This window comes from Rubellimicrobium mesophilum DSM 19309 (assembly GCF_000600335.2).
Taxonomy (GTDB): Bacteria; Pseudomonadota; Alphaproteobacteria; order Rhodobacterales; family Rhodobacteraceae; genus Rubellimicrobium; species Rubellimicrobium mesophilum.
Map to the genome: position 1 here is coordinate 151,873 of NZ_KK088571.1, position 13,983 is coordinate 165,855.

General features: G+C 71.0%; 18 protein-coding genes and 2 pseudogenes. 9 read left to right on the forward strand and 11 right to left on the reverse strand.

Annotation, left to right across the window (positions count from 1 at the left end; translation table 11 throughout):
• Positions 1-16: 16 nt before the first annotated feature.
• Together RUMESO_RS11360 and RUMESO_RS11365 are read right to left on the reverse strand one after the other, a co-directional pair.
• Complete coding sequence (locus tag RUMESO_RS11360) at positions 17-1,606, reverse strand: ABC transporter substrate-binding protein (RefSeq protein ID WP_037280265.1); 1,590 nt, start codon at positions 1,604-1,606, stop codon at positions 17-19.
• A complete protein-coding gene (locus RUMESO_RS11365; protein ID WP_037280267.1) occupies positions 1,603-2,256 on the reverse strand; it encodes a helix-turn-helix domain-containing protein in 654 nt (217 codons plus the stop codon). Before RUMESO_RS11365 ends, RUMESO_RS11360 begins: the two co-directional genes overlap by 4 nt.
• 139 nt (positions 2,257-2,395) lie before the next feature.
• Between RUMESO_RS11365 and RUMESO_RS11370 the strand changes: the two genes are divergently transcribed.
• From RUMESO_RS11370 to RUMESO_RS11390, 5 genes and pseudogenes are all read left to right on the forward strand, one after another.
• Positions 2,396-3,427, forward strand: a complete 1,032-nt coding sequence (locus RUMESO_RS11370; protein ID WP_037280327.1) for an ABC transporter permease — start codon at positions 2,396-2,398, stop codon at positions 3,425-3,427.
• Positions 3,424-4,327: pseudogene (locus RUMESO_RS11375) on the forward strand (ABC transporter permease). Before RUMESO_RS11370 ends, RUMESO_RS11375 begins: the two are co-directional and overlap by 4 nt.
• The gene (locus RUMESO_RS11380) at positions 4,324-5,163 is read left to right on the forward strand and encodes an ABC transporter ATP-binding protein (protein WP_037280269.1); all 840 of its coding nucleotides are present in this window, start codon (positions 4,324-4,326) and stop codon (positions 5,161-5,163) included. Before RUMESO_RS11375 ends, RUMESO_RS11380 begins: the two are co-directional and overlap by 4 nt.
• Complete coding sequence (locus RUMESO_RS11385; protein WP_037280270.1) at positions 5,160-5,918, forward strand: ABC transporter ATP-binding protein; 759 nt, start codon at positions 5,160-5,162, stop codon at positions 5,916-5,918. Before RUMESO_RS11380 ends, RUMESO_RS11385 begins: the two co-directional genes overlap by 4 nt.
• The gene (locus RUMESO_RS11390) at positions 5,915-6,415 is read left to right on the forward strand and encodes a hypothetical protein (protein WP_037280271.1); all 501 of its coding nucleotides are present in this window, start codon (positions 5,915-5,917) and stop codon (positions 6,413-6,415) included. Before RUMESO_RS11385 ends, RUMESO_RS11390 begins: the two co-directional genes overlap by 4 nt.
• 548 nt (positions 6,416-6,963) lie before the next feature.
• On the opposite strand, the gene RUMESO_RS11395 is transcribed toward RUMESO_RS11390, so the two are convergent.
• The 3 genes from RUMESO_RS11395 to RUMESO_RS11405 form a co-directional block, all read right to left on the reverse strand.
• The gene (locus tag RUMESO_RS11395; RefSeq protein WP_342670765.1) at positions 6,964-7,323 is read right to left on the reverse strand and encodes a DUF6522 family protein; all 360 of its coding nucleotides are present in this window, start codon (positions 7,321-7,323) and stop codon (positions 6,964-6,966) included.
• Positions 7,320-7,550: a hexameric tyrosine-coordinated heme protein gene (locus RUMESO_RS11400; protein ID WP_037280272.1), complete on the reverse strand. Its 231-nt coding sequence runs from the start codon at positions 7,548-7,550 to the stop codon at positions 7,320-7,322. The genes RUMESO_RS11395 and RUMESO_RS11400 overlap by 4 nt, the downstream gene beginning before the upstream one ends.
• A 96-nt stretch (positions 7,551-7,646) precedes the next feature.
• The gene (locus tag RUMESO_RS11405) at positions 7,647-8,063 is read right to left on the reverse strand and encodes an RrF2 family transcriptional regulator (protein ID WP_037280273.1); all 417 of its coding nucleotides are present in this window, start codon (positions 8,061-8,063) and stop codon (positions 7,647-7,649) included.
• 91 nt (positions 8,064-8,154) lie between these two features.
• Here RUMESO_RS11405 and RUMESO_RS11410 point away from each other — a divergent pair, with 91 nt between their 5' ends.
• From RUMESO_RS11410 to RUMESO_RS11425, 4 genes are all read left to right on the forward strand, one after another.
• On the forward strand, positions 8,155-8,595 hold the full coding sequence (locus RUMESO_RS11410; protein ID WP_245639243.1) for a group III truncated hemoglobin: 441 nt from the start codon (positions 8,155-8,157) through the stop codon (positions 8,593-8,595).
• A gap of 14 nt (positions 8,596-8,609) precedes the next feature.
• Complete coding sequence (locus RUMESO_RS11415; RefSeq protein WP_037280274.1) at positions 8,610-9,083, forward strand: hemerythrin domain-containing protein; 474 nt, start codon at positions 8,610-8,612, stop codon at positions 9,081-9,083.
• Between the two features lie 81 nt (positions 9,084-9,164).
• Positions 9,165-9,701 (forward strand): cytochrome c oxidase subunit 3, encoded by a 537-nt coding sequence (locus RUMESO_RS11420; RefSeq protein ID WP_342670766.1) that lies wholly within the window; start codon positions 9,165-9,167, stop codon positions 9,699-9,701.
• A gap of 37 nt (positions 9,702-9,738) precedes the next feature.
• Complete coding sequence (locus tag RUMESO_RS11425) at positions 9,739-10,032, forward strand: hypothetical protein (RefSeq protein WP_037280276.1); 294 nt, start codon at positions 9,739-9,741, stop codon at positions 10,030-10,032.
• A 16-nt stretch (positions 10,033-10,048) separates the two neighbouring features.
• Here RUMESO_RS11425 and RUMESO_RS26380 read toward each other — a convergent pair whose 3' ends face one another.
• The 6 genes and pseudogenes from RUMESO_RS26380 to RUMESO_RS11450 form a co-directional block, all read right to left on the reverse strand.
• A complete protein-coding gene (locus RUMESO_RS26380) occupies positions 10,049-10,882 on the reverse strand; it encodes an ABC transporter substrate-binding protein (protein WP_281177559.1) in 834 nt (277 codons plus the stop codon).
• Between the two features lie 76 nt (positions 10,883-10,958).
• Positions 10,959-11,309 (reverse strand): annotated as a pseudogene (locus tag RUMESO_RS28535) (ABC transporter substrate-binding protein); the annotation flags it as partial.
• 58 nt (positions 11,310-11,367) lie between these two features.
• Positions 11,368-11,796 carry a hypothetical protein gene (locus tag RUMESO_RS11435; RefSeq protein ID WP_037280277.1) on the reverse strand — a complete coding sequence of 143 codons (429 nt, stop codon included), beginning with the start codon at positions 11,794-11,796 and terminating at the stop codon, positions 11,368-11,370.
• Positions 11,793-12,842 carry an aldo/keto reductase gene (locus tag RUMESO_RS11440; RefSeq protein WP_037280278.1) on the reverse strand — a complete coding sequence of 350 codons (1,050 nt, stop codon included), beginning with the start codon at positions 12,840-12,842 and terminating at the stop codon, positions 11,793-11,795. Before RUMESO_RS11440 ends, RUMESO_RS11435 begins: the two co-directional genes overlap by 4 nt.
• Positions 12,842-13,189 carry a TIGR04076 family protein gene (locus RUMESO_RS11445; RefSeq protein ID WP_037280279.1) on the reverse strand — a complete coding sequence of 116 codons (348 nt, stop codon included), beginning with the start codon at positions 13,187-13,189 and terminating at the stop codon, positions 12,842-12,844. Before RUMESO_RS11445 ends, RUMESO_RS11440 begins: the two co-directional genes overlap by 1 nt.
• Positions 13,186-13,899 carry a GntR family transcriptional regulator gene (locus tag RUMESO_RS11450; RefSeq protein ID WP_051521257.1) on the reverse strand — a complete coding sequence of 238 codons (714 nt, stop codon included), beginning with the start codon at positions 13,897-13,899 and terminating at the stop codon, positions 13,186-13,188. Before RUMESO_RS11450 ends, RUMESO_RS11445 begins: the two co-directional genes overlap by 4 nt.
• Between the last annotated feature and the right edge of the window lie 84 nt (positions 13,900-13,983).

Here is a 13,983-nt window from a genome sequence, read left to right on the forward strand (position 1 = left end):
CGGCCCGGTCAGGGCATCACTGCTTGTCGACGAGGCGGTAGTAGACGAAGTCCGAGGTCGCGCCGTTGACGTAGCCCGAGACGTCCGCGGCCATGGCGACCTGATAGGAGGCCTGGAACATGATGATGATGGGCGAGCTCTCCTGCACCTTGGCCTGGAGGTCGCGGTACATCTCCTCGCGCGTGGCTTGGTCGGGCTCAGCCAGGGCGGCCAGCGTCTCCTGGTTCAGCTCGTCCGGCACGGCCCAGGCGTTCCGCCAGGTGGTCGTGGCCTGGTAGGCCTCGTCCGAGTTGTCCTCGTTGTAGGCGAAGGCCTTGGCGTTCGAGTGCGGGTCCATGAAGTCCGGGCCCCAGTAGAGCAGCATCGCCTCGTGGCTGCGGTCGCGGTACTTGGTGATGACCTGCGAGCCGGTGCCGGGGACGATCTCGAAGTTGATCCCGGCCTCGGCGAAGCTGGCCTGGAGCGACTGCGCCATGTCGGTGAAGGGCGTGGAGTTGATGACGTCGAGCGTGACGTCGATGGGCGTCTCCACCCCGGCGTCGGCCAGGATCTGCTTGGCCCGCTCGGGGTCGTAGCTGTAGGGGTTGTCGTCCAGCGAGCCCGGGAAGCCCTTGGGCCAGAAGGCCTGGTGAATCTCCATCTGGCCCTTGAGGAAGCTGTCCGTCATCCCCTGGTAGTCCACGAGGTAGCGCGCGGCCTCCCAGACGGCGGGGTTGGTCAGGGCCTCGACCTTCTGGTTGAAGGACAGGAAGTGGACGGCGGCCTGCGGGTAGGTCTCGACCTTGATCGCCTGCGGGTCGAGCGTGGCGATCTGGTCGGGGGTCAGGTTCTTGGCCATGTCCACGTCGCCCTGCTCCAGCAGGAGTTGCTGCGTCGCGGATTCGGCCACGTGCTGGAGGATCACCCCCTCCACCTTGGGCGCGCCTTTGAAGTAGTCGGGGTTGGCCTGGAGCCGCACCAGCTCGGCCGGCCGGAAGGTCTGGAGCGAGAAGGGGCCGGAGCCGGCGCTGTTGGCGTTGAGCCAGGCGTTGCCCATGTCGCCGTTCTCCTCGTGCTCCATGACCGTGGCCATGTCCACGACCGAGGCCGGGCGCGAGGCGAGCACGTTCAGCACGAAGGCCGAGGAGAAGTCGCCGTCCCAGCGGACCGTCACCGTGTTGCCGTCGGCGGTGACCATCTGCTCGACGTTCTCGGGGGTCCAGCCGAGCTGGGTCAGGATGAAGGCCGGGGTGAGGTTCAGCTTCACCACGCGCGCGAAGGAGCCGACCACGTCCTCGGCCCGGACCGGGTTGCCGGAGTGGAAGGCCACGCCGTCGCGCAGGGTGAAGGCGATGGACTTGCCCGCCTCGTCGGCGGTCCATTCGGTGGCGAGGCCGGGGGCGAGGACCGTCGGGTCCTCGGCGTCGTACTGTATGAGCCGGTCGTAGATGTTGGTGACGAGCTCGCCGCTGGTGAACTCGTAGGCCTGCGCCGGGTCGATGGCGACGATGTCGTCGATGTTCTGCGCGACGACGAGGATGTCGTCCGGGGTCTCGGCCCAGGCGGCGGGCGCGGCGAGCGGCAGGATCAGCGCGCTCGCCCAAAGGGTCGCTCGTAGGGTCTTCATGGTTTCTCTCTCCTGTCGGTTCGTCCTGTCGGGGTGTCGTCGGCTTCGGGCGGCCGCCGGGGCAGGCGCGGCCCGGCGTGTCGGTGGAGCACGCTCAGCGTGCCGGTCCAGAGAATGCGGGCGGGGGCGCCGTGGTTGGCCCAGGCATGGGGCGTGGCGCCGCTGTAGTGCAGGCTGTCGCCGGCGCGCATGGTCATGGCGACGCCGCCCAGCCTCTGCTCGATCTCGCCCTCCAGGATGACGATGATCTCCTCCCCCTCGTGGGTCACCGTCTCGGAGGCGAAGCCCGGCGGGACGTGGAGGATGTAGGAGCTGAGCTCCGAGCCCGGGTAGTCCGAGCTGATCGCCTCGTAGACCATGGGCGAGCCGGGGAGCGAGAAGCGCGGGCGCCCCTCGGCCCGCGACAGTGCGTCGGCGGGCTTGGGCTGGGCCACGAAGTAGTCGAGGCCGACCTCCAGCCCCTCGGCGATCTGCGCCAGCGTGGCGAGCGTCGGCACCGCCTTGTCGTTCTCGACCTGGCTCATGTAGCCGACCGAGAGCCCGGTCCGGGCGCAGAGCTCCCTGAGCGTGAGGCCGAGCTTCCTCCGGCGCTTGCGCAGGAGCGGACCCAGCAGGGGGCCGGTTCGCAGGTCGCTGTCGATGCCGGCCACGGAACGCCCGCCCTCCACAAAAATTTGTTTGATCTAAGCAAAACATTCTGTAACTGCCAAGGGTGATCTGCGGCCCCCGATGGGCCGCCCCCCTCGCGCAAGGCCGCTCCGTCCCGTGACCACCGTCCCCCGCCCCGTGATGCGCCCGAGCCGGACCCGGCGGCTCGCATGGTCGCTGGGCGGCTTCGTGGTCGTCACGGCGCTGACCTTCCTCGGCCTCATCGCCATCACCTTCTTCATCGGCCGGGTGATCCCCATCGACCCGGTGCTCGCCGTCGTGGGTGACCGCGCCACGCCCGAGCAATACGAGGTCGCGCGCGTCGCCATGGGCCTCGACCGGCCGCTGATCGTGCAGTTCGTGGACTACGTGGGCCATGTGCTGCGGGGCGACCTCGGCGTCTCGGTCTCGACCAACAACCGGGTGGCCGAGGACCTGGGGCGGGTGTTCCCGGCGACGCTGGAGATGGCGACCCTCGGCATCATCATCGGCGTCGTGCTGGGCGTGCCGATGGGCGTCCTCGCGGCGGTGCGGCAGGGGCGCTGGGTGGACCAGATCATCCGCGTGCTGGCGCTCCTCGGCTACTCGGTGCCGGCCTTCTGGCTCGGGCTCGTGGGCCTCGCGCTGTTCTACGCACATCTCGGCTGGGTCGCGGGGCCGAACCGGATCGACGTCTTCTACGACGGGCTCGTGGAGCCGGTGACGGGCCTCCTGCTGGTGGACAGCCTGATCGCGGGGGACACGGACGTGTTCTTCAACGCGCTCTCCCATATCGTGCTGCCGGCGACGATCCTGGGTTTCTTCTCGCTCGCCTACATCGCGCGGATGACGCGCAGCTTCATGCTGGACCAACTGGCGCAGGAGTACGTCACCACCGCCCGGGTGAAGGGCCTGCCCGAGCGGCGCGTGATCTGGGTCCATGCCTTCGGGCCGATCCGGGTGCCGCTCCTCACCGTGATCGGCCTTAGCTACGCGGGCCTCCTCGAAGGGTCGGTGATGATCGAGACGGTCTTCTCCTGGCCCGGCATCGGCAACTACCTGACGACGGCTCTCTTCAACGCCGACATGAACGCGGTGCTGGGGGCGACGCTGGTGATCGGCGCGGTGTTCATCGTCATCAACAAGGTGTCGGACGTGCTCTACCGCATCCTCGACCCGCGGAGCCGGACGTGACCGCGCGCGCGTGGCTCCTCTCCGAGAGCCCCGCCTCGCGGCTGCAGGCGAGCATGGGGCGCGCCTACCTCGCGGCGGGCCTGCTGCTGCGGAACCCGCTGGCGGTGGTCGGCGGGGCGATCATCCTGCTCCTGATCCTGACCGCCCTCTTCGCGCCTCTGATCGCGCCGGAGAGCCCGCTGGGGCAGGACCTGCCGCGCCGCCTCTTGCCGCCCTCGGCCGAGCACTGGATGGGAACGGACGAGATCGGGCGCGACATCTTCAGCCGCGTGGTCTACGGCGCGCGGATCACGCTCCTGATCGTCGTCCTCGTCGCGGTGATCGCGGCGCCGGTCGGCATGATCGTCGGCGCGGTCTCGGGCTACTTCGGGGGCGTGGACGGACCGCATCCTGATGGGCATCACCGACATCTTCCTGTCGATGCCCAAGCTCGTGCTCGCGCTGGCCTTCGCGGCGGCGCTGGGGCCTGGCATCCGCAACGCGGTCATCGCCATCGCCATCACCACCTGGCCCGCCTACGCGCGCATCGCGCGGGCCGAGACGCTGACCTGGCGCAACTCCGAGTTCGTGGCGGCGACGCGGCTCCTGGGCGCGTCCCATGCGCGGATCGTCACCCGCCACATCCTGCCGCTCTGCGCCTCGTCCACGATCATCCGCATCACGCTCGACATGGCGGGGATCATCCTCACGGCGGCGGGCCTGGGCTTCCTGGGCCTCGGCGCGCAGCCGCCTCTGCCGGAATGGGGCGCGATGATCTCGCGCGGGCGGACCTTCATCCTCGACCAGTGGTGGGTCGCCACCATGCCGGGCTTCGCCATCGTCGTCGTGAGCCTCGGCTTCTGCTTCCTGGGCGACGGGCTGCGTGACGCTCTCGACCCCAAGAGCGCGGGCCGGTCGTGAGCGAGCCGCTTCTCTCGGTCCAGAAGCTGCGGGTCAGCTTCCCGACGCGCGACGGCGGGCGAGTCAACGTCGTGGACGGCGTCTCCTTCGACCTCGGGCGCGAGAGGCTGGGCATCGTGGGCGAGAGCGGGTCGGGCAAGTCCATGACCGGCCGCGCGATCCTGCGGCTCATCCGACCGCCCGGCCGGGTGGAGGCCACCCGCCTCGCTTTCGAGGGCGAGGACCTGACGACGCTGCCCGAGCGGCGGATGCGGACGCTGCGGGGGGCGCGGATCTCCATGGTCATGCAGGACCCGCGCTATTCGCTGAACCCGGTGATGACGGTGGGCCGGCAGATCGCCGAGGCGCTGCGCGCCCATACCCCCCTGGGCCGCGCCGCCACACGGGAGCGCGTGCTGGAGATGCTCCGGGCGGTCCGCATCAACGATCCCGAGCGGGTGGCGGGCCTCTACCCCCACGAGGTCTCGGGCGGGATGGGGCAGCGGGTGATGATCGCCATGATGCTGATCCCGCGTCCGAGCCTCCTCATCGCGGACGAGCCCACCAGCGCGCTCGATGTCAGCGTGCAGGCGCAGGTGCTCGACCTCATGGACGACCTCGTGCGCGGGAACGGGATGGGCCTGATCCTCATCAGCCACGACCTCGACCTCGTTGCGCGCTACTGCGACCGCATCCTGGTGATGAACGCCGGCCGCGTGGTCGAGACCTGCGAGGCCCGCCGCCTCTCCGAGGCGCGGCATCCCTACACCCGGGGCCTCCTCGCCTCGGTGCCCCGGATGCACGAGACGCGGGCCGAGCTTCCCACCCTCGACCGGCGGGCAGGGCAGGGGACATGAGCGCGATCTCGCTGCGCGACGTCGGCATCGCCTACAACGGCGTCCCGGTCGTCCACGACGTCAGCTTCGACGTGGCCGAGGGCGAGAGCTTCGCCCTGGTGGGCGAGAGCGGGTCGGGCAAGTCGACCGTCCTCAAGGCCATCACCGGGCTTGCGCCGGAGTGGACCGGCTCCATCGGCATCCTCGGCGCGCCTGTCAGCCACCAGCCGGACCGGACGCTGGCCCGGACGGTGCAGATGGTCTTCCAGGATCCCTACGGCTCGCTCCACCCCCGCAAGACGGTGGACGCGGTGCTGACCGAGGCGCTGGCCATCCACGGGATCGGCGACCGCGACGCGCGGGTGGAGGCGGTGCTGCGGGACGTGGGCCTCGACCGCCGTTTCCGGTTCCGCTACCCGCACCAGCTCTCGGGCGGGCAGCGGCAGCGGGTGGCCATCGCGCGGGCGCTGATCCTGGAGCCCCGCGTGCTGCTCCTCGACGAGCCGACGAGCGCGCTCGACGTGAGCGTGCAGGCCGAGATCCTGAACCTGCTCAAGCGCCTGCGGACCGAGCACGGGCTGACCTACCTGCTGGTCACCCACAACCTGCCGGTCGTGAGCTTCATGTGCGACCGCATGGCCGTGATGAACCGGGGCCGGGTGGTCGAGATCGCCCCCGCCGCGGCGCTCCACGACGGCTCCTTCTCCGATCCCTATTCTAAGGGCCTCTACGCCGCGAGCGGCGGGGCCCATCCCGAACCCGAGGACCGCCGATGACCGATTTCGCCCAGGCCCGCCGCGCCTTCGACGCCGAGCTTGCCGCCGCCGCTACGCCCCAGGAGACCTATGCCGCGCTGCACCGGCTGGCCGACGCCCTCGTGGGGGCCAAGCTCTTCACCGTGATGACGGTGGACATGGCGGCCGGCCTCGCCCGTCGCGCCTATACCAGCGACCCCGAGAGCTACCCGGCGACCGGCACCAAGCCCATCGAGATGAACGCCTGGTTCGAGGTCGTCCATGGCCGGCACGAGATGTTCGTGGCCAATACGCTCGCCGACATCGCCAAGGTGTTCGGGGACCACGAGCTGATCGGCTCGCTGGGTTGCGGCTCGGTGGTGAACCTGCCGGTGCTGCGGGCCGGGCAGCTCGTGGCGACGGTCAACCTCCTCGATGCCGAGCAGCACTACACTCCGGAGCGGGTCGAGCGCGTCGCCTCGGAGCTGACCCTGCCCGCGATGGCGACGCTCCTGACGGCCGACCGTCTCGGTCACTGACGCATCCGCCAGGGGAGGGGCAGGCCTGGCGGAATCGTGGATCGGCGACGGAGCGGCGGACGGGGAATCCCCATCCCAGGCCCGGCGATCGCCAAAGACTTCGCATCAGTGATTGCCGAGGCGGTCAGGCTCATGCGGCTCGGCCGCCCCAATGATCAGGGACCCCTGCCGGTCACCGGTGGGCAGGTTCGCCGTTGATCGGAGAGAAAGGTTCTCCGCGTCGCGCGAGCACAGCGCTTGTTCGACGGCAAGATCGGCCTTGCCTAGCCGCGGGATGAGCCGGAATGCGGCGGACGGGGATGTGCGGACGCCCGGACCTTGGCGTCTCCGCCGTTTCCGCCATCTCGGTCGGGCTCGCGCCGCTCCGTGACGGTGGTCCTGCTCGCCGTAGAGTCAACGTCGGGTCTCCAGCCGACCTGCGTGGCCACGCAGGAGGGCCCGGGCCCCGCGTATCAAGGGATCGCCTACGCTGACGGCACTCGGCCTCGGCGCTTGGCGCACTGGCCGGTGCGCTTGCGACGGTTGCCCGGTTCTACGGTCGCTCGACCCTAATGGTCGTCCGCCGCCCGCGAGCCCGGTTCGGTCGGCCGCGGAGCCTGCTGTCGACGTCCCTTGGCTTGATCGCCCAAGGAGGGCGATGACTCCGGCCGGGGCTGGCGCCCCACGTCGAAGGTCGCGCGTCGCAGGATCGCCCCCGTCCCGTCCACCGTCAGCCGCAGCGCCCGCCCGCCATGATAGAAGGTCAGCCGCCAACGCCCGGCGTCCTCGTCGACTCCGGTCTCGCAGCGGCTGGTGATCGCCCCCGACCGCATCAGCCCCGGCACCCCCGCCGGGTCGAGCCGGAAGGCCGACGCGAGGACCCCGGCCTCCACCTCGAACCCCCCGCCGGTGAGGCGCACCTCGCTCATGACGGCCTCCAGTAGCCATTCGCCGCCGCGACCGCGGCGAAATGCGTGGCCACCGCCTGGCTGATGGCGATCAGCGCGTCCGGGTCCTGGGCATACTGGACGCGCAGCCGCTCGCGCACCTCCGGGTCGGCCTGGGTCATCTTCACTGTCATCCGCGCGAGCCGGACGGCAAGGTCGTAGCCCTCGGCCGGGGTCGCGGTGATGAGGCTCGGAAGCCAGTCGGTCATAGTCGCATCCTTTCCTTCACTGGAAGATGTTCGCCCCGCCGCAGGGAAGCGCCGGGAGGAGGTTAGCCCGTCGCCGCGCGGTCGCCACGCCGACGCTCAGGCCGCGAGAGGCCGGGGAAGCGCCACGTCCGCGAGCGTGCTGCGGTCCAGCTCCGCGAGGAACGCGACCTCCGCCGCCCGCAGCCGGCCCTTGAGCCGGCAGCAGCCGCCGATGCTGCAGTCGCCCCCACCCGGCCCGAAGCAGTCCACCAGCGCGTTCCCGGCCTCCAGCAGTCGCACGACCTCGTCCAGCCGGATCTCTCCCGGCGCCCGAGCCAGCACCGCGCCGCCACCCGCGCCCCGCCGGGTCGCGACGACGCCCCCCTGCGCCAGCCGCTGCATGATCTTGGTCAGGTGGTGCCGCGACAAGGCGAACTCCTGCGCGAGTTCGGCGGTCGAGACGGCGCGGCCCGGCTCGGCCGCCATCCGCATCAGCATCCGCAGGCCGTAGTCGGTGAAGGCGGTGAGGCGCATGGTCGCTCCATCCCGAGCTGAATAGGTATTGTGGATACCTATTATCAGGCCTAGGAAGGATGGCAACAGGAACCCGACCACGGCCCGCACGATGACCCTCGCCGCGACCTCCGCCCGACCCGCCATGACCGCCGAGCTGATGGAGAGGACCGGCCTCGACGAGGCGCGCCTCACCGCGCTGGTCCACCGCTTCTACGGCAAGGTCCGCGCCGACGAGGTCCTCGGCCCCATCTTCGCCGAGCGCATCCACGACTGGGACCCGCACCTCGAGCGCATGGTCGCCTTCTGGTCCTCGGTCGCGCTGATGACCGGCCGCTACCACGGCCGCCCGGTGGTCAAGCACGTGGGCCTCCCCGTCGGGTGGGAGCACTACGAGCGCTGGCTCGCCCTCTTCCGCGAGACCGCCGCCGAGACCTGCCCGCCCGAGGGCGCCGCCCACGTGATCGAGCGGGCCGAGCGCATCGCCCAGTCCCTTTTCATGGCGGGCCAGGACGCCGCGCGCGTGCCCTCCGCCGTTCCCTCCCTCCGCTGACAAGGACCGCCGCCATGACCGAGGCCGCCACCCCCTCCGACCCCGCCGAGCTCACCCGCTTCATCGAAGCCCGCTACCACGCCCGGCACCGCCAGCAGCTCCCCGATCTCGCCGCCCTCGCCGGCAAGGTGGAGCGCGTCCACGCCGGGGCCGAGGGCGTGCCCGCCGGCCTCGCGGAGGTCCTGTCCCGCCTGATCGGCGAGATGGAGGTCCACATGAAGAAGGAGGAGCTGATCCTCTTTCCGGCGATCCGACAGGGCGGTCGCGCAGGCCTGAATGCCCCGATTGCTGCGATGCGCGCCGACCACCACGACCATGGCGAGGAGATCGCCGCCATCCTCCGCCTCACCCGGGGCCTGACCCTGCCGCAGGGCGCCTGCCGGAGCTGGACCGCCCTCTACGATGGCTTGGGCGACTTCGTGTCCGACCTCGAGGAGCACATCCGGCTGGAGAACAAGGTCCTGTTCCCGCAGTTCGAGACCGCCTGACCACAGAGCCCCGATGTCCCGTCACGTCCGCCGCCCCCGCCCGGGGCGCGGCCTCCCCCTCCCTTGCCCGGAGACCCCCGCATGACCACCCAGGATCACGCCCCGCCCCGCTCGGTGCTGGAGGATCTCCCCGGCGACCTCCTGATCTGGGTCCTGATCGTCAGCGAGCTCGCGGTCTTCGGCGCGGGCCTCCTGGCCTTCCTCGTCGTCCGGCTGGGCGATCCCTCGGGCTTCGCGGCGGCGCAGGACCAGCTCCACCGTGTCTCGGCCTCGATCAATACCGTCGTCCTCGTCACTTCCGGCTGGCTCGCCGCCCGCGCGACGCGCGAGGCGCAGGCCGGGCGGGTCGGCCCCACGCGCCTCAACCTCGCGCTGGCCGGGCTCCTCGGGATCGTGTTCCTCGTCCTCAAGGGCCGCGAATACGCCGACGCCATCGCCCGGGGCCTCGGGACCCCGAGACGCACCCCTTCTTCACCTTCTACTGGCTGCTCACCGGCTTCCACGCGGCCCACGTCATCGCCGGGGTCATCATCATGGCCCTGGTCGCGATCCGTGCCCGCGCCGATCAGGTCGAGGACGGGGCGCAGTTCTGGCACATGGTGGACCTCGTCTGGGTGATCCTGTTCCCCATCATATACCTGCTGCGGTGACGCCGATGCTGACGAAAGCCTGGACGACCCTGCTCGCGCTCACCGCCCTCTCGGCGGCGGCGGCCCTCCTCCTTCCAGGGCTCGGCGCCGCCGGCTGGACCGCCCCGACCGCGATCCTCCTCTTCGCGTGGCTCAAGGCGCGCGTGGTCCTGTCGCGCTACCTCGGGCTCGCGGCGGTGCCGTCCGTGGCGCGCGGCTTCGGCGTGGTGCTCGCGCTCTTCATGTTGGCGGCCGGCGGCCTCACCCTGGCCGCCGATGCCGGGGCGAGGCCGGCCGTCGCCGCCCCCGCCCAGAACTGATGCGGCAACCCGCCCCTCAGTTCGACCCCGCGCCGATGGCGGCGACCTGATCCGCCGTCATCTCGCCCGTCGTCGTCACCTGCCCGTCCTGGATGCGCCACAGCCGAAACGGCCCGCTGATGTCGCCATACTGGTCGAAGATCACCGGCCCGATCACCCTCTCGTAGCGGATGGGCTTGCCCTCCGCGATCAGCGCCAGCGCCCGTCTGAACTCCTCCGGACCTGCATGGATCGGCTCGCCCGCGGGGTCGGTCACCTGCCGGATGGCATCGCGTATCGCGTCCGGCTCGGCCTTCCCGGCCTTGGCGATGGCGAGGCCCACGATGGCGCCCGCGTCATAGGACCGGTCCGCCGCCGGAGCCGAGGGCTCGATCCCCTCGGAGAAGGCCGCGAAGTTGTCGTTGAAGTACTTCGTCGAGTCCGTCTCCGTGGTCCCCGAGGAGGTGCCGTAGGCGTCGTTCAGGTATTGCGCCCCCACCGCCTCGATGAAGTCCGAGGAGTTCATGCCGTCGTTCAGCAGGAACTTCTGCGGCCCGCCCTGGCTGATCCAGGTCCGCGCGATGGTCGCCCCGTCCACCGGATAGCTGATGAGGTAGAGCGCCTGCGGGTCGCCCGCCATCGCCGCCGTCACCTCGGCGTCGTAGCTGGGCTGGCTCTCGTTGTAGGACGTGACCGAGGTGATGGTGCCGCCGAGCTTCTGGAAGGCGTCGGCGAACTCGCGCTCCATGTTCACGCCGAAGTCGTTGTTCACCTGGATGATGGCGAGGTTGGTCAGCCCCGAATCCACCGCGTATTTCGCCGCCGCCACGCCCTGCAGCGCGTCCGAGGTGATGGTGCGGAAGAAGTACAGCCCCCGTCTGCCCGTCCTTGGCCATCTGCGTCAGCGTCGGCGAGGAGGAGGCAGGCGAGACCTGAACCACGCCCGCAGGCGCCGTGACCGAGGTCAGGATCGGGATCGACACCGAGGAGATGATCCCCCCGATGATGACCGGCACCTGCCCGATGTCCACGAGCTGCCGCGCCTGGTCCACCGCGACGTTGCCTTGGCTCTGGCTGTCGCGCGTGTCGGGGACGAGCTGGCAGCCCAGCACGCCCCCGGCCTCGTTGAGGTCGTGGAAGGCCATCTCGACGGCCTTGGCCCCGGCCTGCCCGTAGGCGCCAGCGGGCCCGGTCAGCTCCATGACGAGGCCGACCGTGACCTCGCAATCCTGGGCGAAGGCGGCCTGGCCGAATCCGGCGGCGAGCGCCAGGGCGAGGAGGGAAGCGGAACGTCTCATAGGGGTCTCCGTGCTGGGTCGGCCGTCTGGTCGCGGCCTGTGGGTTGGCGCTTATGTCTCAGCCCGGCGGCGCGCCCGGCGCCGGGTCGATCCAGGTCTCCTGAAGGTGGCGCCAGACGACGCCGCCCGGCGCGGAGGGGTCCGCTGCGAACAGGGCCGAGGCCCGCCGCGCGGTCCGTTCCGCCCCATCCTCCTGCAATTCGTCATAGACCACGAGGGCGAGGCCACCGCCCAGGTCCCGCGTCGCGCGCGGCACCACCCGGATGACGAAGCCCGCGCCCCGGCGCCCCCGTGCGGCGCGCAGCATGGCCACGACCTCATCGGCCGCCTGCTCGCGCGCGTCGGGTCCGATCCGGCGGAAGTCCGGGGCGAAGGCGCGGGCGCACTCCTCCAGCGCCATCTCCGGTCCCCGGCCCGTGAACCAGTCCACGAAGAAGCGGTGGCGCTCCGCCACCTCCTCCAGCGCGAGGGCCTCCAGCTCCGTCATCCCTCGACCCGGTTCAGCTCGTATTTCATGATGCGCCCGTGCCGCCCGGTGCGGTCGCGCTCCAACTCGTAGACCTCGCCGGGGACGGACCGCCCGTGCGCCAGCACCGCCGCGATCTCGGTCCGCTCGGCCTCGCCCACGTCGAGGTCGGGGATCGCGAGGTTCCGCTCCAGATGCGCCCGCGACCGCGCCCCCACGATCACCGCCGCCACGCCCGGCCGGTCCAGCACCAGCCGGCTCGCCACCGAGGCGACGTCGGACCCGAGCCGCCGCGCCACCTGGTCCAGCACGGCCAGAAGCTCCTGGAACAGCGCCCAGCCGCCCCATTCGTCCACGATCAGCTTGTATTTCGGAAGCGAGCGGTTCTCGAAGGGCGCCTCGGGCTCCGGTGCGCCCAGCCACCGCTCCGAGAACAGCCCCCCCGCCACCGTCCCGTAGCAGAGGAGCGACATCCCTGTCTCCGCCGCCACCTGCGCCAGCGCCCGCGAAGGCCGGTCGTCGATCAGCGAATACTGCACCTGCATCGATGCCAGCGGCACCCCCGCCCGGACCATCTCCCGCGTCCGCGCGGCGTCGAAGTTGGTCCCGCCGACATTGGCGATTCGGCCCTCCCGCCGCAGCTCCGCCAGCCACAGCGCCACCTCGGTCGAGCGGTCGACCGCATGGTCCCACCAGTGGAACTGCACGAGGTCCAGCCGCTCCACCCCGAGCCGCTGGCGCGACCGGTCGATGGCCCGCGCCACGTCCGCACGGGTCAGAGTCGAAAGGTCCCCGAGGTCCGGCACGTACTTCGTGTGCACCTTCACCCGCGCGAACGCCTCCGCGCCCCGAAGCTTCAGGTACTGGGCGCGGAAGGCCCCGATCATCTCCTCGACGCCCGTATAGATGTCGGCGCAGTCGAAGGTGACGATCCCGGCGTCCGCGAAGGCCACCATGTCCTCCAGGCCCTCGGCCCGGTCGATGGCCCCATGCCCCCCGGCGAGCTGCCATCCCCCCTTGATGACGCGCGAGATGCGGTGCCCGGGGGCGAGGTCGGCATACTGCATCAGCGGGGCTCCGTAGGCAGGGGCACGGCGGTCGCGGCCGCGTGCGAGAATCGGCGACGCCCGATGCGGGTGATCCGCAGCCGGGACGGGCAGTTGGGGTCCGGGCAGGCGACCTCGGCGTCGCTCTCCATCCAGTCGTTCGGGTGGTTCGCCCGCTGCTTGGCGGCGAGCAGCGGCAGCACCGAGGCGAGCGAGTAGATCGAGATCCCCTGCCCAGGCGGCAGGTGCAGCATCTCGCCCCTGAGCTCGAACCAGTCGCCGACCTTCGCCCCGCACCAGAGCCTCGCCCCCTCGGGCGCCACCACCTCGACCCGCAGGTCCCAGAGCTCGAAGCCGTCGTCGCTCATGCCGCCGCCCCCTCCGAGTCGTCCCAGACCCCGTCGCCCGTCCGCTCCAGGATGGCGAAGGTCCGCGCCACGTCGGCCTCCAGCTCCCGCAGCATCGCGCCCTCGTCCCCCGTCCGCGCGGCCTGCAGGATGCCCCGGTGGTGCAGCGTGGCTGAGGGGTCGGTCAGCGGCGAATGCAGCCGCTGCGCCGCCCGCACATAGGGCCCGGCCTGCATCCAGAGGCTCTCCACCATCGGCAGCAGCACCGTCGATCCCGCCCGCGCGTAGAGCCCGAAATGGAACCCGTGGTTGAGCCGAGCGAGCGCCCGCAGGTCCGTCGCCGCCTCATAGTCCCGCGTCAGCCGCTCCAGCCCGTCGAGGTCCGCCGCCGTCAGGTTCGGCAGCGCGCGCCGCGCGAGGTCTCCCTCGATCAGCAGCCGCGCCCGCCTCAGGTCCCGCGCCCGCGCCCGCGACAGACCCGGCACGCGGACGCGGCGCCCCGGCGTCGTCTCCAGCGCCCGCTCCGACACCAGCCGGGCCAGCGCCTCCCGCACGGGCATGGAGCTGACGCCCAGCCTCTGCGCCACCTCGGCCGCCGGGAAGGTCTCGCCCGCGTCGAATGTCCCGTGGATCAGGCTCTCGCGGAGTTGGGCATAGACGCGGTCCTGCACCGTCTCGCGGCCCACGGCCGCCAGCGCGCCCAGTCCCCCCGCCGTCCCGCCCGCGTCCATGCGGTCCCTCCGACAACCCGCTTTACTCAACCGCATCGCCATGGTCATGTAAACCGCAAACGATCACTGATCACATTCGGGGAG

What these genes read in the sequence shown, in the direction of transcription:
- RUMESO_RS11395 (WP_342670765.1), bottom strand. Translation starts at nt 7,323, where the DNA reads ATGAGCGAGGTGCGCCTCACCGGCGGGGGGTTCGAGGTGGAGGCCGGG.
- RUMESO_RS11440 (WP_037280278.1), bottom strand. Translation starts at nt 12,842, where the DNA reads ATGCAGTATGCCGACCTCGCCCCCGGGCACCGCATCTCGCGCGTCATC.
- RUMESO_RS11435 (WP_037280277.1), bottom strand. Translation starts at nt 11,796, where the DNA reads ATGACGGAGCTGGAGGCCCTCGCGCTGGAGGAGGTGGCGGAGCGCCAC.
- RUMESO_RS11400 (WP_037280272.1), bottom strand. Translation starts at nt 7,550, where the DNA reads ATGACCGACTGGCTTCCGAGCCTCATCACCGCGACCCCGGCCGAGGGC.
- RUMESO_RS11420 (WP_342670766.1), top strand. Translation starts at nt 9,165, where the DNA reads ATGACCACCCAGGATCACGCCCCGCCCCGCTCGGTGCTGGAGGATCTC.
- RUMESO_RS11390 (WP_037280271.1), top strand. Translation starts at nt 5,915, where the DNA reads ATGACCGATTTCGCCCAGGCCCGCCGCGCCTTCGACGCCGAGCTTGCC.
- RUMESO_RS11425 (WP_037280276.1), top strand. Translation starts at nt 9,739, where the DNA reads ATGCTGACGAAAGCCTGGACGACCCTGCTCGCGCTCACCGCCCTCTCG.
- RUMESO_RS11360 (WP_037280265.1), bottom strand. Translation starts at nt 1,606, where the DNA reads ATGAAGACCCTACGAGCGACCCTTTGGGCGAGCGCGCTGATCCTGCCG.
- RUMESO_RS11445 (WP_037280279.1), bottom strand. Translation starts at nt 13,189, where the DNA reads ATGAGCGACGACGGCTTCGAGCTCTGGGACCTGCGGGTCGAGGTGGTG.
- RUMESO_RS11410 (WP_245639243.1), top strand. Translation starts at nt 8,155, where the DNA reads ATGACCCTCGCCGCGACCTCCGCCCGACCCGCCATGACCGCCGAGCTG.
- RUMESO_RS11415 (WP_037280274.1), top strand. Translation starts at nt 8,610, where the DNA reads ATGACCGAGGCCGCCACCCCCTCCGACCCCGCCGAGCTCACCCGCTTC.
- RUMESO_RS11450 (WP_051521257.1), bottom strand. Translation starts at nt 13,899, where the DNA reads ATGGACGCGGGCGGGACGGCGGGGGGACTGGGCGCGCTGGCGGCCGTG.
- RUMESO_RS11385 (WP_037280270.1), top strand. Translation starts at nt 5,160, where the DNA reads ATGAGCGCGATCTCGCTGCGCGACGTCGGCATCGCCTACAACGGCGTC.
- RUMESO_RS11370 (WP_037280327.1), top strand. Translation starts at nt 2,396, where the DNA reads ATGCGCCCGAGCCGGACCCGGCGGCTCGCATGGTCGCTGGGCGGCTTC.
- RUMESO_RS11405 (WP_037280273.1), bottom strand. Translation starts at nt 8,063, where the DNA reads ATGCGCCTCACCGCCTTCACCGACTACGGCCTGCGGATGCTGATGCGG.